At 61.8% G+C, this 18634-nt stretch carries 18 protein-coding genes; 1 reads left to right on the top strand and 17 read right to left on the bottom strand.

Features of this window, described 5'->3' with window-relative positions; translation table 11 throughout:
• Nucleotides 1-102 precede the first annotated feature (102 nt).
• The 3 genes from DW661_RS03195 to thyA form a co-directional block, all read right to left on the bottom strand.
• Nucleotides 103-1017, bottom strand: coding sequence for an RNA methyltransferase (locus DW661_RS03195; protein WP_118934587.1), 915 nt, complete (start codon nt 1015-1017; stop codon nt 103-105).
• A gap of 109 nt (nt 1018-1126) precedes the next feature.
• Nucleotides 1127-1645, bottom strand: coding sequence for a dihydrofolate reductase (locus tag DW661_RS03190; protein WP_117820270.1), 519 nt, complete (start codon nt 1643-1645; stop codon nt 1127-1129).
• 9 nt (nt 1646-1654) lie between these two features.
• Nucleotides 1655-2503 (bottom strand): thymidylate synthase, encoded by an 849-nt coding sequence (gene thyA / locus DW661_RS03185; protein WP_117629294.1) that lies wholly within the window; start codon nt 2501-2503, stop codon nt 1655-1657.
• Nucleotides 2504-2669: 166 nt separating this feature from the next.
• On the opposite strand from thyA, the gene DW661_RS03180 reads away from it, so the two are divergent.
• Nucleotides 2670-3434: a DUF134 domain-containing protein gene (locus tag DW661_RS03180; RefSeq protein WP_118934585.1), complete on the top strand. Its 765-nt coding sequence runs from the start codon at nt 2670-2672 to the stop codon at nt 3432-3434.
• A gap of 120 nt (nt 3435-3554) precedes the next feature.
• Here the strand turns inward: DW661_RS03180 and ffh are convergent, their stop codons facing one another.
• The 14 genes from ffh to DW661_RS03110 form a co-directional block, all read right to left on the bottom strand.
• On the bottom strand, nt 3555-5030 hold the full coding sequence (gene ffh / locus DW661_RS03175; RefSeq protein WP_117629292.1) for a signal recognition particle protein: 1476 nt from the start codon (nt 5028-5030) through the stop codon (nt 3555-3557).
• Between the two features lie 10 nt (nt 5031-5040).
• Complete coding sequence (gene ftsY / locus DW661_RS03170) at nt 5041-5958, bottom strand: signal recognition particle-docking protein FtsY (protein WP_089571706.1); 918 nt, start codon at nt 5956-5958, stop codon at nt 5041-5043.
• Entirely contained in the window at nt 5958-9494 is a 3537-nt protein-coding gene (gene smc / locus DW661_RS03165) for a chromosome segregation protein SMC (RefSeq protein WP_118934583.1), read from the bottom strand. Before smc ends, ftsY begins: the two co-directional genes overlap by 1 nt.
• 10 nt (nt 9495-9504) lie before the next feature.
• Nucleotides 9505-10230, bottom strand: coding sequence for a ribonuclease III (gene rnc, locus DW661_RS03160; protein ID WP_118225802.1), 726 nt, complete (start codon nt 10228-10230; stop codon nt 9505-9507).
• A gap of 3 nt (nt 10231-10233) precedes the next feature.
• Entirely contained in the window at nt 10234-10476 is a 243-nt protein-coding gene (locus DW661_RS03155) for an acyl carrier protein (protein WP_055309519.1), read from the bottom strand.
• A gap of 124 nt (nt 10477-10600) precedes the next feature.
• Nucleotides 10601-11620 carry a phosphate acyltransferase PlsX gene (gene plsX / locus DW661_RS03150; RefSeq protein WP_118934581.1) on the bottom strand — a complete coding sequence of 340 codons (1020 nt, stop codon included), beginning with the start codon at nt 11618-11620 and terminating at the stop codon, nt 10601-10603.
• 87 nt (nt 11621-11707) lie between these two features.
• Entirely contained in the window at nt 11708-11887 is a 180-nt protein-coding gene (gene rpmF / locus DW661_RS03145) for a 50S ribosomal protein L32 (protein ID WP_022094017.1), read from the bottom strand.
• Nucleotides 11888-11951: 64 nt separating this feature from the next.
• On the bottom strand, nt 11952-12506 hold the full coding sequence (locus DW661_RS03140) for a DUF177 domain-containing protein (RefSeq protein WP_117646444.1): 555 nt from the start codon (nt 12504-12506) through the stop codon (nt 11952-11954).
• Nucleotides 12506-13003 carry an ATPase gene (locus tag DW661_RS03135; RefSeq protein WP_040358176.1) on the bottom strand — a complete coding sequence of 166 codons (498 nt, stop codon included), beginning with the start codon at nt 13001-13003 and terminating at the stop codon, nt 12506-12508. The genes DW661_RS03140 and DW661_RS03135 overlap by 1 nt, the downstream gene beginning before the upstream one ends.
• A gap of 68 nt (nt 13004-13071) precedes the next feature.
• The gene (coaD, locus tag DW661_RS03130; RefSeq protein ID WP_118934579.1) at nt 13072-13569 is read right to left on the bottom strand and encodes a pantetheine-phosphate adenylyltransferase; all 498 of its coding nucleotides are present in this window, start codon (nt 13567-13569) and stop codon (nt 13072-13074) included.
• The gene (gene rsmD, locus DW661_RS03125) at nt 13562-14212 is read right to left on the bottom strand and encodes a 16S rRNA (guanine(966)-N(2))-methyltransferase RsmD (protein ID WP_117646443.1); all 651 of its coding nucleotides are present in this window, start codon (nt 14210-14212) and stop codon (nt 13562-13564) included. Before rsmD ends, coaD begins: the two co-directional genes overlap by 8 nt.
• Complete coding sequence (locus DW661_RS03120; protein ID WP_118934577.1) at nt 14209-16386, bottom strand: ATP-dependent DNA helicase RecG; 2178 nt, start codon at nt 16384-16386, stop codon at nt 14209-14211. Before DW661_RS03120 ends, rsmD begins: the two co-directional genes overlap by 4 nt.
• A gap of 9 nt (nt 16387-16395) precedes the next feature.
• The gene (locus DW661_RS03115) at nt 16396-18057 is read right to left on the bottom strand and encodes a DAK2 domain-containing protein (RefSeq protein WP_118934575.1); all 1662 of its coding nucleotides are present in this window, start codon (nt 18055-18057) and stop codon (nt 16396-16398) included.
• A 27-nt stretch (nt 18058-18084) separates the two neighbouring features.
• The gene (locus tag DW661_RS03110) at nt 18085-18474 is read right to left on the bottom strand and encodes an Asp23/Gls24 family envelope stress response protein (protein WP_006234031.1); all 390 of its coding nucleotides are present in this window, start codon (nt 18472-18474) and stop codon (nt 18085-18087) included.
• Nucleotides 18475-18634: the final 160 nt, after the last annotated feature.

Below are 18634 nucleotides of genomic sequence, written 5' to 3'. Positions count from 1 at the left end.
CAAACAACAAAACGGCACTTTAAAACGAAAGCCAAAACCAGCTTAGCACCGACCGACGTCGGCCGAAACGTCCCGAACCAGAGCCCGGTGCGAAATATCTGCCTAGTGATACAGCCCCGGCTGGTAGTGGTACTCGTTGCTCACATGCGGGCACAGTTGCCAAAAGGCGACGGCACTCGCAGCGGCAACGTTGAGTGAATCGACCCCGTGCGCCATCGGAATGCGCGCGGCTCGGTCGCAGCCGGCAATGGTCTTGGTGCCCAAGCCGGCACCCTCGGTACCCATAAAGATCGCTAGGCGGTCAATCTCCTGCAGCACGGGATCGTCCAGCGACACCGAATCATCCGTCAACGCCATGGCGGCACACGAAAAGCCGGCATCGTGCAGCGCCGCCAGCCCATCATGCGGCCATACGCGCGCCTCGCTGCCAATGCGCGTCCAGGGCACCTGGAACACCGTGCCCATGCTCACGCGGGCCGAGCGACGGTACAGCGGGTCACAGCAAGTGGGGCTCACCAAAATGCCATCGACGTTCAGCGCAGCCGCCGAGCGGAAAATCGCGCCGACATTGGTGTGGTCGACAATGCCCTCGAGCACGCACACGCGCACCGGGCGCTCGGCCGCCGCCTCGACGACGCCACTCAAGAACTCGGCTACCGGAATCTGGCGTGGACGACGGAATGCCGCGAGCGCACCGCGCGTCACGTTAAAACCCGTCAGCTGCTCCATGAGCTCCATGGAGGCAACGAACACCGGGGCCGGACCCGCGCCCTCGCGCACAACCAGGCGCTCAAACAGCGGCATCATCTGATCGAGCCAGCGTTCGCCCAAAAGAAAGCTCACCGGCTCGTATCCGGCACGCACCGCACGCTCGATGACCTTGGCGCTCTCGGCGATAAAAATGCCCTTCTGCGGCTCCAGCACGCAGCGAAGCTCACGCTCGGTCAGTCGCACGTAGGCATCGAGCCGCTCGTCCTCGAGCGAATCGATTCGCAGCACCTCAACGGCATCAGTCATAGCAGCCAGCCCGCACCCTTCTTTACAGCACATCTATACCAAACGAGGCGACGCTAAGCGCCGCCCCATGCATTCAATCAACCCGATGATACCGTTCACGCCAGGCGATTTATGCCTCAACGCGACGATACGTCACGAACTCATAATCGACACCCTCGTCACCCTCGCCCGAGGCAATCGTGGCAACCCCGCCACGCCGCGCAATCTCCCACGCGGGATCGGCGTCCAAGTCGGGAAAGTACGTGTCCACGGGATGGACGCAGTGGTCATGCGTGACCTCGGCCTCCACGCAGTACGGCAAAAACTGACGATACACCTCGCCACCGCCGATCACCCACGCAACGGGCTCATCGGCAACCACGGCGAGCGCTTCGTCGACGCTATGCACCACGTCGACGCCCTCGGCAGCAAAGCTCTCGTCACGCGTGAGCACGATATTGCGGCGGTTCTTGAGCGGACGCCCACCGGGAAAACTCAGCAGGGTCTTGCGTCCCATAATAACCGGGCACCCTTTGGTGCACGCCACAAAATGGCGCATGTCGGCGCGATTGGACACCACCATGTCGCCCTCGCACCCAATGCCCCAGTCATCGCACACGGCGACAATGGCAGAAAGCTTACACGTCATGCGCGTCACCTACACCGCAATGGGGATGTTCTTGACCTGCGGGCCGTGCTCATAACCCTCGACGATCAGGTCGTCGGTCGTAAACGCATAGAAGTCATGCACATCGGGGTTAAGCGTTACCTTGGGCGCGGCAAACTGCGGACGCTCGATAAGCTCGCGGACGATATCGACATGACGGTCGTAAATGTGGGCATCGGCAATCACATGTAGCAGCTCGCCGGGAATCATATCGACCGATTGCGCGACCATCATCAGCAAGATGGCGTACTGGCACACATTCCAGTTGTTCGCGGCCAAAATGTCCTGGCTGCGCTGGTTGAGAATCATGTTGAGCGTCGGTTTGTCATCCTGCGGGCGCTGCGTCACGTTATACGTCACGCTGTAGGCGCACGGATACAGGTGCATCTCGGACAAATCGCTAAACACATAGGTATTCGTCATAATGCGGCGGCTGTACGGCGTGTTCTTAAGGTCGTACAGAACGCGGTCCATCTGGTCGAAATCGCCCTCGGCATAATGGCTCTTCTGCCCAATCTGATACCCGTAGGCCTTACCGATGGAGCCGGTCTCGTCAGCCCACTCATCCCAAATATGGCTGTTGAGGTCATGCACGTTATTGGACTTCTTTTGATAGATCCATAGGATCTCATCCATGGCAGATTTGAGGGCCGTACGACGCAGGGTAAGCGCCGGAAACTCCTCACGCAGGTCATAGCGTGCCGTAACGCCAAAGTTTTTAATGGTATAGGCAGGGGTGCCGTCCTCCCACACCGGACGGACCTTTTGGCCCTCGGTGGTGGTGCCATGGTCCAGAATATCGCGGCACATGGTTACAAACTGTTGATCAGCCTTGCTCATTGACCCTCCTGTCAGTCGCCTACAAGCGAGATTCATTGTAGCCCAGGCGCACGCGGCCCCACAGCCCAAACATAAGCCCTTGTTTTCTGACATATGCCAGAAATCTCTTGCGTAAATCTGCACGTTCGTTATTCTATTGTTGACATATGTCAGATAAGGAGCACGTATGGCAGGAAGACGCGAGAAATTGCGCCGTGTTGGGATCATCCCCGAATATCGCGGCTTTACCCCCGACGGCCTTGCCAGTGGAGACGCCATCGACATGACGGTCGACGAACTCGAGGTGCTGCGCCTGTGCGACCTGGAAGGCCTCAATCAGGAGGCCGTCGCAAAGCACATGGGCATCGCGCGCGCCACGGTGGCGGCTATTTGCAGCCGAGCGCATCGCAAGGTGGCAAACGCGTTGGTCAATGGTCGGGCGCTCATCATCGAAGGCGGCAATATCGCGTACTCCCCCATCACCACGACAACGGCCGCATGGCCAGCAAAGGGGGTCGGCACCATGAGGGTGGCAACCACGTACGACAATGGCAACATCTTTATGCACTTTGGCCGCAGTGAGCAGTTCAAGATCTACGACATTCAGGATGGCAAGGTACTCAACGAGCAGGTCGTGGGCACCGACGGCACCGGCCACGGTGCCCTTGCGGGCCTGCTCGCCAACGGTGGCGTGGACACGCTCATCTGCGGCGGCATCGGCGGTGGCGCCATCAACGCGCTTGCCCAAGCCGGCATCACAGTATACGCAGGTGCCCAGGGCAGCTGCGACGCTTGCGTCGAGGCCCTCATTGCCGGCACGCTCGCGCAGACCGGCGAGGCCACCTGCGACTGCCATGGCCACGGCCACGACCACACTCACGAGCATGGCGATTCCTGCAGCTGCCACGGCCATCACGAGCACGAGGGCCACGAGGGCTGCGGCTGCCACTAACGGCACGGCACCGCGAGCTCGGGGCGCGATACTGAACGCAATCCAACAATCAAAGCCAACAACAAAGGCCACCCGGTAGCTTCCGAGTGGCCTTTGCCATATCAAGCTGGAATTACAGCTCTATTTCTTATTACGCATCTGCGCTTCCATCTGGCGCAGCAGCTCCATATCGGACTTGGGACCGCCCGTACCCAGGCCGCCCATGCTGCCCAGACCCATAGCGTCCAGGCCAGGGATATTGGGCATGCGCATCTTCTTGCCCTTCTTGCCCTTTTTGCCCTTCTTGCCGCCGGCCTGCGCCTGATTGGCCATCGTGCGCATGCGTCCCATCATCTTGTTCATCTCGCCCCACTGCTTCATAAGGCTGTTGACCTCGGTGGGGGTCACGCCGGCGCCCTTGGCAATGCGGGCGCGACGCTGGCCGTTGATGATGGAGGGGCGCAGGCGTTCCTCCTTGGTCATCGACATAATGATGGCCTCGTTCTTGTCGAAGATGCCCTCGTCCAAGTTGCCGCCCATCTGGTTGAGCGCGCGCTGGCCACCGGGGAGCATGCCGAGAATGCCCTTCATGCCGCCCATCTTCTTAACGGCTTTCATCTGGTCGAGCATGTCGTTCATGGTAAAGCCCTCGCGCAGCATGCGCTCGGCGGCCTCGAGCTGCTCGGCATCGGCGGCCTCCTGGGCCTTCTCGATGATGCCGACGACGTCGCCCATGCCCAAGATTCGCTTGGCCATACGGTCGGGGTAGAACGGCTCCAGCGAATCGGGCTTCTCGCCCATGCTCACGAACTTGATGGGCTTGCCGGTCACCTGGCGCACGGAAAGCGCGCCGCCACCACGGGCATCGCCGTCGAGCTTGGAGATGATCACGCCGTCAAAGTCGGTGCGCTCGGCGAAGGTCGAGACGACGTTGACGATATCCTGGCCGGTCATGGCATCGACGACCATCAGCACCTGATCGGGCTTGACGGCCTTCTTGATGTCCACGGCTTCCTGCATCATCTGCTCGTCGATCTGCAAACGACCGGCGGTATCGACGATGACCACGTCACGCAGGTGGTCGACGGCCTCCTGAATAGCGCCCTTGGCGATGTCGACCGGGTGTGCACCGTCGCCGCGGAAGACCGGCACGCCGATCTCTCCGCCAAGCGTGGCTAGCTGGTCGGCTGCGGCGGGACGGTAGACGTCGCACGCGGCGAGCAGCGGCGAGCGGCCCTGCTTCTTGAGCAGGTAGGCCAGCTTTACGGCCGCCGTGGTCTTACCGGAGCCCTGCAGGCCCACGAGCATGATGACATTAGGAATGCGGTTACTAAAAACGAGCTTACTCTCGGTGGAGCCGAGCATCTCGGTAAGCTCGTCGAGCACGATCTTGACGACGTTTTGCGCCGGCGACAGCGACTCCATGACCTCGGCGGTCATGCAGCGCTCCTTGGTCTTGGCGACGAACTCCTTGACAACCTTAAAGTTGACGTCGGCCTCGAGCAACGCCATGCGAATGTCGCGCATGGCCGAGGTGATGTCGGCCTCGGTCAGCTTACCCTTGCCGCGCAGGCGGTCAAATGTGTCATTGAGGCGATCGCTCAGAGAATCAAACACTAGTCACTCCTTAATTGGACTCGCCCACCAGGGCGCGGCAGAAATCTTTGGCATTGAACTCCTGTAGGTCATCGACCTGCTCGCCCACGCCCACGCGCAGAATCGGGAGCTTGAGCTTCTCGGCCACGGCCATGGCGATGCCGCCCTTTGCCGTACCGTCGAGCTTCGTCATGATGATACCGTCCAGACCCAGCGCCTCGTTAAACTCGAGCGCCTGGTTCAGACCGTTCTGGCCGGTGGCGGCATCGATCACGAGCACGACCGAGACGGGCATGGGGCCGGCGGCCATATTGGCGGCGCGCTTACGCGTCACGTTAACCACCTTGGCAAGCTCGCGCATGAGCTCGGGGCTCGTGTGCAGGCGGCCGGCGGTGTCGATCAGCACCAGGTCGCTGCCGCGCTTATCGGCCTCATCGAGCACGTCGTAGCAAACACTTGCCGGGTCGGAGCCGCGATCGCGCTTGATGACGGGGACGCCGGCGCGCTGACCCCACACATCGAGCTGCTCGATGGCGGCGGCGCGGAAGGTATCGGCAGAACCGATCACGACATTCTTGCCGCGGGCGGCCATGGCGCTCGCGATCTTGCCGACCGTCGTGGTCTTGCCGGCGCCGTTAATGCCTACAAACAGCACGCAGCTCGGCGTGTCGGAGAACGGATCGCGCTCGGCGGGCACAAAATGCTGCTCGAGCTGCTCAGCCAGGGCACGACGGAGCTGCGGGGCGGTCTTGAGGTTCTTCTTGGCGGCCGTCTCGCGCAGGTCATCGGAGACCTGAATGGCGACCTCGGCACCCATGTCACCCATAACGAGGGTGTCCTCAAGGTCCTCCCAAAAGTCCTCGTCGACCTCGCCGCCAAAGTAGAAGACCTCGTTGAGGGCCTCGCGGCTGCGCTCAAGTCCGCGCGAGAGAGCGTCAAAGAATCCCATTATGCATTCACGACCTTTCCGGTTTCGCGATCGAGTTTTTGCGAGACGACGCGACTGACGCCGTCGGCTTGCATCGAGACGCCATAGAGGACGTCAGCGTCCTCCATGGTACGACGCTGATGCGAAATGACCAAGAGCTGCGTATCGGAACGCAACACATCGAGCGCGCCGATGAGCTTGGACAGGTTGGCGTCATCGAGTGCTGCCTCGACCTCGTCCAGCACATAGAACGGCACCGTGCGCGTGCGGTACACGGCAAAGAGCAGGGCGAGCGCCGTCAGGCTCTTCTCGCCGCCTGACATGAGCATCATCTTGGTGATGCGCTTGCCGCGCGGCTGCGCCACGACCTCGATACCCGTCTCGGCCGGATGCTCGGGATCGGTCATCTCCAGATGAGCCTGACCACCCGGGAACAGCATGGCGAAGATCTCGCGGAAGTTCGCGTCGACCTTCTCAAACGTCACCAGAAACGCCTTGCGCATCTTGCGATCAATGGCCACCGTGATCTTGGTGAGCGCCTTGCGCGCGCTCTCCAGATCAGCCAGCTGCTCCTCGATGTAGTCGGCGCGGCGCTTGAGCTGCTCGTACTCCTCCATGGCAACCTGGTTCACGGGGCCCAGATTGTTGATCTGGCGCACAAGCTGGTTGAGCTCGCGCTCGGCGGCATCGCGATCGGTGGGCGCCGGCAGCATGAGCGCTTCCTCGAGCACGGTGGTACCGTCGGCGGTAATAACCTTGATGGCCGCCTCTACCTGCACCTCGAGCTTGCCGCGCGCAACCTTGAACTCATTTTGCGTCGCCGTGGCGGCATCAACCCGCTCCTTGGCACGGGAGATCCCGGCCTTGGCATCCTCGATGGTCTTCTTGAGCGAAGCGGAGTCCGCCTCTTCCAGAGAGGCCTGGTCACGCAGGCGCGCTGCCCAATTCGATGCGCGTTCCAACAGGGCAGAATAGCGTTCGTGCATGGGGTCGACGCGCAGGCGCAGCAGCTCGAGCGAGCGCGAAGCCTGGCGTGTTCCGCGGATACGACGGTCGATGCCCTCAAGACGATGCTCAAGGTCGGGCACGCGGCCCTTCAGCGAACGCAGGCGCTCGCTCGTCTGGGCCAGGCGCACCTTGACATCGGCGAGCTTACCGGCGGCCTCGGAATCGTCACGGCGAACGCGATCGAGCTCATCGTTGGCCTCGGCAATCTGGAGACCCAGGTCGCTTGCCTGTGCACGCGCCTCGTCACGCGAACGGGTGAGCTCGTCAACGCGCGGGCGCGCAGCGCGAACGGCCTCGGCGGCCTGCTCGCGGCGCTTGGAGATGCGCACGCACTCGACCTCGGCATTGTTGACGCTTTGCTCCAAGCGGCCGATCTCGGAGAGCAGCGAGCGGCGCTCGCCCTCAAGACGGGCGATCTCACCGGCGGCATCGCCCTCGGCGGCACGTGCCTCCTCGACGGCGGCGTTGGCCTCAACGACTTGGTCCGAAGCATGCTCAAAGATGGCAGCCAGATCGGGTTCCAGGCCCTCCAGCTCGCGAATGCGACGCTTGCGCTCCAAAGCACCCGAAGCCTCGCCGGCGTCGAGCCCCACACGTACCAGGCCGCCGCAGGCGACGCGGGCACCATCGGGGGTCACGTAAATCACGCCGTCAACGACCGGCGCCGACAGCGCGGCAGCAAGATCGTCCACGACGTAATAACCGCCGAGCAGCGCCTCGACGACGGGACCGTAGCCCGCACGCACGGACAGACGATCGACCAGGCGGGAACCGGCAGCGCCCTTAGCGGCAGCAGAGGCGCTCACGCCGCGCGCCATCAACAGTGCCTCACCCGAGGCCTTCTTTTGGTCCAGGGCCGCGCGACCGGCACGCTCAAGCGTGGCGGCGTCATCAAACAAAAGAGCATCGATATCGCCGGCAAGCAGCTGCTCGACCAGGCCCTCGAGCTCACGAGGAGCCTCGAGCACGTCACCCAGACGACCCGAGACATCATCGCCCAGCGCGCCCATCAGACGGCTCACCAGCGGCGAGCTGTCAGCCATGCGGGCATCGAGCTTCTTTTGGCTGGCAAGCTCCGAGCGCACCTCGGATAACTTGTTGCGTGCCTCGCTCTCGCGGGCACGCAGGTCCTTCAGGGCCGCGCGTGCCGTCTCGGTGGCTTCACGCGCATCGACCTGAGCCTGGCGCGCTTCCTCAAGAGCACCCTCAAGCTCCTCGGCGCGGTCGCGACGGCTCTCGAGCGAAGCCGTGACTTCCTCGAGCTGTTCATCAATCTGCTCCAGGCGCGAGGCGTACATGTTGTCCTCGACCTCGGCGTTGCTCAGCGAGTCCTTTACCTTGGCGAGTTCGAGCGCCGCGTTATCGGCCACACGCTGCACATCGCGTTGCTCACGCGTAAGCTGCGAAATCTGATTGTCGAGCGCCACGCGCCGCTCGTGGAGCTCAGCGGCGGCAGGACCAGCGGCGTCAACGTCCTCCTGGGCCTGCATGTGCGCGCCGGTCACTTCCTCAAGCTGCGCACGTGCATCCTCGAGCTCCTCGACAACGCGACGACGCTGATGCTCGGAGCTCGAGATCTGGCCGCGCATGTCGGACAGGCGCGACACCATATTGTGGCCCTTTTCCTCGAGCAGGCGCATATCGGAGTTAATGCGGCCGACCACGTCTTGCATATGGCGGCGCTGCTCGCCCAGGTCGCCCACAAACAGGCCCTTTTCCTCGAGCATAACCTGGAGCTTCTCGAGCTCGCGCTCCTTTTCGCCCATGCGGTACCGCGCAAGCTCCAGCTCGGCGGCGCCTTCCTTGGAGCGGCTCTCCAGGTCGTTCCACTGCGACTGCAGCGAACGCAGCTCGTCGACGGCTAGCATCTGCGTAAGCTCGTTCGCGCGCGAGGACAGCTCTTTGTACTTGCGCGCACGATCGACCTGACGCTCCAGCGGTCGCAGCTGACGGGCAATTTCCTTATTGATGTCGCGGGCACGCGTCAGGTGCTCGTCCATCGACTTAATCTTTTTGAGCGCACGCTCCTTGCGGCGCTTGTGCTTGGAGATGCCGGCGGCCTCCTCGATGAGGGCACGGCGCTCCTCGGGGCGGCTCTGCAAAATGGCATCGAGCTTGCCCTGGCTGATGATGGAATGCGTATCCTTGCCCAGGCCCGAATCGTGCAGGATGTCCTGAATGTCCATCAGGCGGCACGGACTCGAGTTGATGAGGTACTCGCTTTCGCCCGAGCGATACATGCGACGGGTGATGGCGACCTCGTCAAAATCGACGGGCAGCATATGGTCCGAGTTATCGAGCACCAGCGTGACCTCGGCGACACCCACCGGCTTGCGCGCTGACGAGCCCGAGAAGATGACATCCTCCATGGCCTGGCCGCGCAGCTGCTTGGCGCTCTGCTCGCCCAGGACCCACAGAATCGAGTCAGAGATGTTCGATTTTCCCGAGCCGTTGGGACCGACGATGACGGTCAGGCCCGGCTCAAACGTCATATGGGCGCGGTCGGCAAACGACTTGAACCCTTTGAGCGTGAGGGACTTGAGATACACGGTTCCTCGCTTAAACAGGCTTCTTGTTGAGAATCACGCCGTTGGTGGTGTAGCCCATGCGGTCAAGTGCCTCAAGTGCAGCGGCTCCCTCGGCTTCCTTCTTTGAGGAGCCGGAGCCGCGACCCTGGCGAATACCATCGACCAACACCACGGCGGTAAAGGTGGGCGCATGCGCCGGGCCCTCGGAGCCAACGAGCTTATACGCCGGGGGTTCGTGACCGTCGGCTTGCACGCACTCCTGCAAGAACGATTTGGGGTTCGCGGGGTGCTCGGCACGCTCGGAGGCCAGGTGCGGTTTGAGCGTACGATGGATAAAGTCCGCCGCAACATCCCAGCCGGCATCCAGGTACAGCGCACCCACGAGCGACTCGTAGACGTTCTCGAGCGCCGAGTGCAGGCCGCGCGCGCCGGTACCGGTCTCGGAGGCACCAAAGATGATGATGTCGTCGATGCCCAGCTCATGCGACACCTCGGATAGCGTAGCGCCCGAGACAAGCGACACCTTCAGGCGCGTGAGCTTGCCCTCGTCAAACTCGGGATAGGACTCAAAGAGCGAACGGGCGACGACGGCGCCCAAAATGGAATCGCCCAAGAACTCAAGGCGCTCATAGCTGGCAGAAACCGGCTGGCCCTCGACTGCCGAGGGATGCGTAAGCGCCGCGCGCAGAAGCACCTTATTATTGAACTCGTGGCCCAGAATCTCCTGGGCGCGCGTAAGTCGTTCGGATAAAGCCAAGACCTAAGCCTCCCTGGCGTTTTCGATCGCGTCGACGGCGTCGGCGACAGAGTTGAGCGAGAGCAGGGTCTCGTCATCGATCTCGAGATTGAACTCGTCCTCGATAGCCGTAACCAGTTGCAGGCGCTCGAGCGAGTTGGCATCGAGGTCGTCAAAGGTGGTCTCATCGCTAATTTCGGCAACATCGACGCCCAGAACGTCAGCAGCGACCTCGGCGATCTTGTCGAAGATTTCGGAGCGGTCCATAGCGCTTCCTCTCATAGTGCATGAATACCAAAAGAATGGTACCGCCCGGGCGGTACCAAGACACGGTTCTGATTCTACCCCACGAAGCAGGCCGCGAGGCACATAACAGCGCTCTAACTCGCTCTTACAAAACGATGCCGTCCATGGAGTTGGCGACGTTCTCGACCAGCCCCGCGCGCACGGCTTCGGCCGCCGCGAGCGTACCGTTTTTAACAGCCTCGACCGATGTGGCGCCATGGCCGATCAGGACCACGCCACGCAGGCCCAAAAGAATCGCGCCGCCCTTGGCATCACCAGAGAGCTTGGCCTTAATCTCGCGCATCTGCTTTTTGATGAGCAGCGCGGCGATCTTGGTGCCGAGCGAGGCCATAAAGGCGCCCTTGAGCTCCTGTAGCAAAAACTTGGCAGCGCCCTCGGTAGCCTTGAGAGCGATATTGCCCGACATGCCGTCGGCAACAACGACATCGAAATTGCCCGAGGTGAGGTCGGTGCCTTCGCAGTTGCCCACAAAGCCGGGAACGGCGGCTTTCATGGCCGGGAAGCAGGCCTTGGTAAAGTTGGAACCCTTCTCATCCTCGGTGCCATTGGCAAGCAGGCCCACGCGAGGATGCTCGATGCCCAGGACAACGCGGGCATAGGCGCTACCCATCTGGGCAAAACGCACCATGTCGTCGACCTCGACATCGGGGTTGGCGCCCATATCGCACAGCACCGTCAGACCGCCGGCGCGATTGGGCAGCGCATTGGTCAAACAGGGGCGCACCGGCTGCTTCTTGCCTTCGGCCTGATACCTAAACGGCGTCACGTAGGCGGTCGCGGCAGCGGTCATGGCGCCGGTGGAGCCGGCGGAGAAAAACGCGTCCGCGTTGCCCTTTTTGATGGCGCGGCAGGCAAGCACGATCGAGGACTTGCGCTTGGTCATCACGGCGCGAATGGGATCGTCATCCATGGCGATAATGTCAGGGGCTTCCAGAGCCTCCACACGTGCATGGGCCGCGGCAAAGAGATTGACGATTTCGGCGGGACCGACTGCCAGGACCTCGATATCGGGATCGGCGGCAAGTGCAGCCTCGATACCATCGAGAACAACCTGAGGTTTCTCGTCTCCGCCCACAACGTCTACACAAACGCGAACGTTACTCATATACATACTCCTTTTACAAAAATGGCCGACTCATTGAGCCGGCCATTGTGGTTCCATTTGGAACGGCATCGCATCCAGAGTATACCGTTACTCGGTAACGATAACCTCGCGGTCCTTATAGAAACCGCAGCTGGGGCACACGTGGTGCGGAAGCTTGACAGCGCCGCAACGGGGGCACGTGGACTGAGCCGCAGCCGAGATCTTCATGTTGGCGGAACGACGGGTGTGAGTGCGGATACGACCCTGCTTTTGTTTAGGTACGGGCATAGTGACCTTCCTTATAAACTATCCAGTGTGGCGATTACGCGCAAGTAGCGATACTACCACAGTTTTACTCATCGAGCTTAAGATTCTTCAATGCTGCAAATGGATTTTCCGTGGCAGCGGCCCATTCTGCCTCTGCCTGTGCGGCGCAATCGCATTGCTCGACGTTGAGATTGCAACCGCAAGTGGGACACAGACCGCGACAATCGGGCTTGCACAGGACAACGAACGGCGTGTCCATGACAACCGCGTCGTTGATGGGCTCACCCAGATCGACGATGCGATCCTCGCCCAGTAACTCGTAGCCGTCTTCGTAGGCCTCGGGATCCTCGGGCTCGTTAAAGAGATAGAATTCCTCGATCTCACCGGCGATATCAAACGAAGCGGGCTCCAGGCAACGGTCGCACTCACCGGTTGCATGCGCGCGGACCATGCCCGTAAGCAGAACACCGGTGCCGGCATTGGTAAAGACCACATCGTAATCAATGCCGTTCTGCAGCTGGTACTCCTTCTCGCCCACCGTATAGGTGGCAACATCGACCTTACCGGTCAGCGGATACGAATCTCCAGGAAACTCGAGCTGCTCGGAAAGATCGACGGTAACGCTCGGGAACTCAGCCATTACCACTGACCATTCTGTTGGGCGGCACCCTCGTTGAGCTGCTGACGGCAACGGGTAACGGTGCCGGTCAGGCTCTTGAGGTTCTCCTCCAGGTGCGTAAAGACCTGCTCTGCATAGTCCTCGGCAGCATAACGCGTCTCGCGCTCGTACTGCTGGGCACGATCGCGGATGTCGTCGGCCTGCTGCTGCGCAAGGCGGACGATCTCCTGCTCACCGGCAATGGTGAGGGCCTGCTGCTGAGCGTCGGCGATGATGGAATCGGCCTGGGCGGCGGCGGAAGCCATAAGCTCCTCGCGCTCCTTAAGGATACGGCGGGACTTCTGCCACTCCTCGGGATAGCTCATGCGGATCTCGTCGAGGATGTTGAAGAACACGTCGGCGTCGATGACCTTGAACTGAGCGTTCTTGCCGAAAGGCGGCTTGGCTTCCTCGATCAGCCCTTCGAGCTCATCGACCAAGCTGACGATCCTATCGCCAGGAAAATTCTCGCCCGGCATCCGGTCTCCTTTCATAGGTAACATATCATCGTGCTAGTTTACCACATGCCACCAGGCAATAAGAAACGTCACCAAAAGCGATGTTTGAGCGCTTTGACCACATTGGGCGGAACAAAATTGGAAACGTCGCTACCGAGCGAAGCAATCTGGCGCACCACCGAACTCGAGATGTAGCCGTACTGTGGAGCACTCATGACAAAGATGGACTCCAGCTCGTTATCCAAGCGATAGTTGAGGTCGGCCTGCTGCAGCTCATACTCAAAGTCGGTCATGGCGCGCAGGCCCTTGACCACGGCCCCCGCCCCCTGCTCACGAGCGAAGTCGACCAAGAGGCCGGTAAAGGGCAGGACCTCGACGCCGTCGATATCGCCGAGCGCCTCGCGGGCCAGCGCCACGCGCTCATCGAGCATAAACGTGGTGCCCACGCCGTTTTTGCCCTGCGACTCGGCAACAGCGACGATCACGCTGGGAAAGATGCGACGGGCGCGGCGGATCACATCGATATGGCCAAACGTGATGGGATCGAAGGTGCCCGGGACGATCACGCGGTTGATGGTGTCATTCATGAGCATCCTCCTGAAAAGTCGTGCCGTCGCTGCCATCGGCATCGGCGACGGTATCGTCATCCTCGCCCTCGCCGACCCAACGGAGCAGGTCGACCGAGGTGATGCCATAGCGTTTCTCACGCACGGTTACAAAGCCGGCAGGATGTGCGCCCACGTCGGCGGCAGCATGCTCAAACAGAGCATAGGCGCCCGGGGTGAGCAAACCCTGCTGGGCCAGGTTCTGCAGCAGCTCATCGACCGGCTCGGCACCAAAAGCATAGGGCGGGTCGAGCAAGACCAGATCAAAGGGGCCGCCCGGCACGCGGCCGCGCGAAGCGCTCGCAAGGACATCGCCCGTCACCACACGCCAACGCGCGCGATCGCGGCAGAGCGACTCGATATTCTTGGTAATGAGCCTCGCGGCATTGCGATCGATCTCGAACGTCGTGAGCGAACGGGCTCCCCGCGAGAGCATCTCAATGCCTAGGGCACCGGAGCCGCCAAAGGCATCCAGTACGCGGACCTCGTCCAAATCAAAGTCAAAGGCCGATAGGACCATGGATGCGCACGCTTCGCGCACGCGGTCGGTCGTCGGACGCGTAACATCGCGACCGCGCGGCTCTTCGATTTTGCGACCGCGCCATTCACCGCCGATGATTCTCATCCTCCGCTGACCTCCTTAAAAATGTGTCGATATCGCATGGCGACCGCATCGCGCAGGGGGCGCGTCGCCACGGAGTCAAGGGTGCAAGCATACCGCAAGAGCTCGACCGCGTCCAAATGGGCCCATTCGATAAGGTCCTCATCGGCGTCCAGGTCCACAAAGCGCAAGGTCACGCCGCCGTGCTGACGGTAACCCAGGATTTCGCCCTCGTGACGCAGACGCAGGTCCATCTGGGCAAGCGTAAAACCATCCGAAGTTTTTTCGAGCGATTGCAGGCGATCTTGTGCTGGCGACGCGCCGCCGTTGCCCTTGAAGTGCGTCATGACCAGGCACGTGCCCGACACACTGCCGCGGCCCACGCGACCGCGCAGCTGGTGCAGGGCAGCCAAACCAAAGCGCTCGCCGTTCTCGATGACCATGACGGTGGCGTTAGGCACGTCGACGCCCACCTCGACCACCGTAGTCGAGACGAGCACGTCAATCTCGCCACGCTTAAAGGCATCAATAACCTGGTCCTTCTCCCCCGCTGGCATACGGCCGTGAAGGCGCTCGATGGCAAGGCCCGGCAACGCCAGACGCAGGCGATCGAGCTCGGTCGCCGTATCGTGCAGCGGCACGGGAACCGTCACGCGGCCCTCATCGTCGCGGGCAATACCGGGCACGTCTTCCAGCTCATCGGCCGAGTCACTCGGCTCCACGAGCGGGCAAATCACGTAGGCCTGCTGACCCTTTTCATGCGCCTCACGGATGGCGCCATAGGCCAGGTCGCGACTCGACTCGGTGAGGACGCGCGTCGTCACGCCGGCACCCGGAATTGGACGATGGCGGATGATGCTCGTATCCAGGTCGCCATAGACCGAGAGCGCCAACGTGCGCGGGATAGGCGTGGCCGTCATAACGAGCAGGTCCGCACCGGGGCCCTTCGCGCGTAGGGCGTTGCGTTGGCCGACGCCAAACCGGTGCTGCTCGTCGATGACGACAAGCGACAGATGCTTGAACGCAACGTTATCCGAAAGCACCGCATGGGTGCCAAAGAGCACGTCAAGCTCGCCCGATTCCAGCTGCGCATGGATCTGCTCGCGCTCGGCCGCCGGCGTGGCACCCGTCAGGAGCGCCCAGGACATGCCAGCCTGCGAGAGCAAGGGGCCGGTCTTATCGGCATATTGGCGCGCCAGCACGCCCGTAGGCGCCATAACGCAGGACTGAGTACCCGAATCGGCCGCGACGGCCAGCGCGCAAGCGGCGACGGCCGTCTTGCCGGTACCGACGTCGCCCAGCAGTAGGCGGTTCATCACGCGCCCGCCATCGCACATGTCGTGCAGGATGTCTTGGAACGCGGCCTCCTGCTCGTCGCTCAGCGAAAACGGCAGGGCCTCCTTGAGCGCCGCCAGGTGCCCTCCCGCGGCATGCGCATAAGGCACCACGTCGACCATACCGCCATCGTTGCGCAGACGCAGTGCGAGCTGCAAGCAGAGACACTCCTCGTACGCAAGACGCCGGCGTGCGATGTCGCGCTCGGCCATGCTCGAGGGAAAGTGGATCGAGCGCAGCGCACGGGCATTGCTCATGAGCTTCCGCTTTGCGCGCAGCGGCGCGGGAATGGGATCGAACGGATTAGCAGCCACTTCGAGCGCACCGCTCACGATACGGCGCATCCATGCCTGACTCACGCCGTCACTTACGTAGTGAACCGGCAAAATGGTGCCGGCGGCGCGCCCGTCCTCGAGCTTTTCAAAGTGGGGCGAGGCCATCTGCTTAAAACCGTAGGCAAACTCGACCTTGCCCATCACGGCCAGGCGGTCGCCCTGCTTAAGCTGTTGGGCAATCCAAGGCTGACGGAAAAAGGCAACCTGCAGCACGCCCGTCTCGTCCACGAGCGAGACCTCAGTCACCTGCATACGCGGACGGGGCTGCTTTTGGACAATACGATCGACCGTGGCGATGATGGTACACACGGTACCGATGGGCGCCATCTCGATGGACCACGAGCGAGTGAAGTCCAGGTAGCGATGAGGAATATGGAGAAGGAGGTCCCCCACCGTCCGAATTCCCAGACGGCGAAGGGCCTCCTCACGTTTACCCGAAACATATTTGAGTCGCGCGATATCCTCATCGAGCGCATTGCTCTGGGCAAAACGCTCCGAGACGCGCGGCACGGAGCACAGCTCGGACATAGGCAGAGCCTACTCGATCGAGAAGATCACGGGATAGAGCGGCTGCTCGCCACGATGGGCGTCGATCTCCAGATCGGGCTGAGCCTCCTCGATGGCGTCGACGATCTCCTGGAAGGCCTCATCGGACAGCTCCTCGCCGGCCAAAATCGTCAGCGCGTCGCCCTCCTCTTCCTCCTGCATGAGGTTGATGCAGTCGAGCGTGACCTGCTTCACATCGGAGCCGACCACGTCGATGGAACCGGCAATGATACCCATGACGTCACCGGAGTGAATCGGCGAGCCGTCGGAGGCGCTGGAGTCGCGCACGGCGCGGGTGACCTCGCCATCGCGGACCTCGCTGATGGCGTCGACCATGGCGGCAACGGCGTCCTCGAGCTCAGAATCGGGCAGGACCGCGAACAGCGCGGAGAAGGCCTGCGGAACGGTCTTGGTGGGAACGACGGCGACCTTCTTGTCGGTGCAGGCGGAAGCAGCGGCCTCGGCAGCCATGCGGATGTTGCCGTTGTTGGGCAGGATGATGACCGAGGTCGCGTTGACCTGGTCGACGGCGCCCAGCAGGTCGGCGGTCGAGGGATTCATGGTTTGACCGCCCGACACGATAACATCGACGCCGAGGGACTTGAGGATGTCGGCCTCGCCGGAACCGGCGGCAACGGCGACAAAGCCCAGGGCCTTCGCGGGCTCGGCGGCCTTCTCCTGGTCCTCGTGGATCTTAGCGGTACGGTCGTGGGCCTCCATCTCCATGTTGTGGATAAAGACCTCGTAGATCTGACCAAGCTGCAGCATGTGCTCAAGCACCAAGTTCGGGGTGTTGGAGTGCACGTGGATCTTGTAGTCGGGGTAAGCACCCACGAGCAGCTCGCAGTCACCCATGGAGCCCAGGAACTTAAGGCACTCGTCCTCGTCAAACGGGGCGTCGGCCTTAAAGAGGAACTCGTTGCAGTAGCGGAACTCCGAACCCTCCCAATCGTCGTTGGCCTCGATCTCGACGCGATCGAGGGCCGCGTCGCGGGCAGAGCCAGCGGAATCGAACGTGGCGGAGAAATCCTCGACCACGGTGCTGCGGCCAAGCGCGGCGGCAACAAAGTTCTCCAGGAAGATGGCAAAGCCAAAGGCACCGGAGTCGACCACGCCGTTCTCCTTCAGAACGGGCAGCAGGTCGGGCGTGCGGGCGACGGACTGGTAGGCCTCGACGACGATGGCGTCGAGCGCATCCTCGGCCGAGAACTTCTTCTTCTCGCATTCGTCTGCCTTGGTCGAGACGTCACGCAGCACCGTAAGGATCGTGCCCTCGATGGGCTTACGAACGGCCTGGAAGGCGACCTTGACGGCACGACGGAAGGCGAAGGCGATATTGGCGGACGTAATGGCCTCATCGGCAGAGACGAGGCCCTCGGCCACACCACGCAGAATCTGCGAGGTGATGACGCCGGAGTTGCCGCGGGCGCCCATCAGGGAGCCGTGGGTGATGGCTCCGGCAATGGCCTCCATGTCGGCGTCGGCGGGAAGGGCGGAAAGCTCCTTAGTCACCGAAGCGAGCGTGAGCGACATGTTGGTGCCGGTGTCGCCGTCGGGTACGGGGAAGACGTTGAGCTTGTTGATCTCCTCGGCCTTGTCGGAAACGGCAGCCGCAGCGATCGGAAAACAGGTGCGAATGGTCTTTGCAATCATGGGTATTTGAATCTCCGTTTTCGGATGCTAGTTCAGACGGCTCTTGAGCGCGTCGATGTGAATGCCGATCTTAAGGCTGGCGGGATCGATCTGTGCGATCTCCTGCAGGGTGAAGGCAACGGAGCTCGAAAGATTGTGGCAGACGGACTTCATATTGACGCCGTTCTCGAGCACGACGTGAAGATCGACCGTAAGGCCGTTCTCGTCGGCGGAAACAAGCACGCCCTTGCGAAGGCGCTGGCCGGCAAGCAGGCGCACGCTCTCGGCGCCCTGGAGCTGTTCGGCCATACCGACGACGCCGTAGCACGTCATCGCGGCATAACCGGCAATATCGGCAATAACGTCGTTCGAGACGCTCAGGCTGCCGTTAATGGTCTCAGACACAAGAATCTCCTTTTCTGGTGCTCGCGGCACCATGTCGTGGGAGCAATCATTCCAACATTTTACAACGACCGCGCCATGTTAAGGCGGCGGGGTTCACGATTACATCCTCGACACGAAATGTTGATACGGTAACGTTCGCCACAAGCGATCGCGGCATGAAAAAACCCGCCGCATAAGCGACGGGTTTTACAAC

It is taken from the genome of Collinsella sp. AM24-1 (assembly GCF_003470325.1).
GTDB lineage: Bacteria > Actinomycetota > Coriobacteriia > Coriobacteriales > Coriobacteriaceae > Collinsella.
This window is presented reverse-complemented; position numbering and strand designations above follow the sequence as displayed.

Bases quoted from the DNA above. Each gene is read 5' to 3' on its own strand.
- DW661_RS03195 (WP_118934587.1), bottom strand. From the start codon at position 1,017: ATGACTGATGCCGTTGAGGTGCTGCGAATCGATTCGCTCGAGGACGAG.
- DW661_RS03190 (WP_117820270.1), bottom strand. From the start codon at position 1,645: ATGACGTGTAAGCTTTCTGCCATTGTCGCCGTGTGCGATGACTGGGGC.
- thyA (WP_117629294.1), bottom strand. From the start codon at position 2,503: ATGAGCAAGGCTGATCAACAGTTTGTAACCATGTGCCGCGATATTCTG.
- DW661_RS03180 (WP_118934585.1), top strand. From the start codon at position 2,670: ATGGCAGGAAGACGCGAGAAATTGCGCCGTGTTGGGATCATCCCCGAA.
- ftsY (WP_089571706.1), bottom strand. From the start codon at position 5,958: ATGGGATTCTTTGACGCTCTCTCGCGCGGACTTGAGCGCAGCCGCGAG.
- DW661_RS03155 (WP_055309519.1), bottom strand. From the start codon at position 10,476: ATGGACCGCTCCGAAATCTTCGACAAGATCGCCGAGGTCGCTGCTGAC.
- plsX (WP_118934581.1), bottom strand. From the start codon at position 11,620: ATGAGTAACGTTCGCGTTTGTGTAGACGTTGTGGGCGGAGACGAGAAA.
- rpmF (WP_022094017.1), bottom strand. From the start codon at position 11,887: ATGCCCGTACCTAAACAAAAGCAGGGTCGTATCCGCACTCACACCCGT.
- DW661_RS03140 (WP_117646444.1), bottom strand. From the start codon at position 12,506: ATGGCTGAGTTCCCGAGCGTTACCGTCGATCTTTCCGAGCAGCTCGAG.
- DW661_RS03135 (WP_040358176.1), bottom strand. From the start codon at position 13,003: ATGCCGGGCGAGAATTTTCCTGGCGATAGGATCGTCAGCTTGGTCGAT.
- coaD (WP_118934579.1), bottom strand. From the start codon at position 13,569: ATGAATGACACCATCAACCGCGTGATCGTCCCGGGCACCTTCGATCCC.
- rsmD (WP_117646443.1), bottom strand. From the start codon at position 14,212: ATGAGAATCATCGGCGGTGAATGGCGCGGTCGCAAAATCGAAGAGCCG.
- DW661_RS03120 (WP_118934577.1), bottom strand. From the start codon at position 16,386: ATGTCCGAGCTGTGCTCCGTGCCGCGCGTCTCGGAGCGTTTTGCCCAG.
- DW661_RS03115 (WP_118934575.1), bottom strand. From the start codon at position 18,057: ATGATTGCAAAGACCATTCGCACCTGTTTTCCGATCGCTGCGGCTGCC.
- DW661_RS03110 (WP_006234031.1), bottom strand. From the start codon at position 18,474: ATGGTGCCGCGAGCACCAGAAAAGGAGATTCTTGTGTCTGAGACCATT.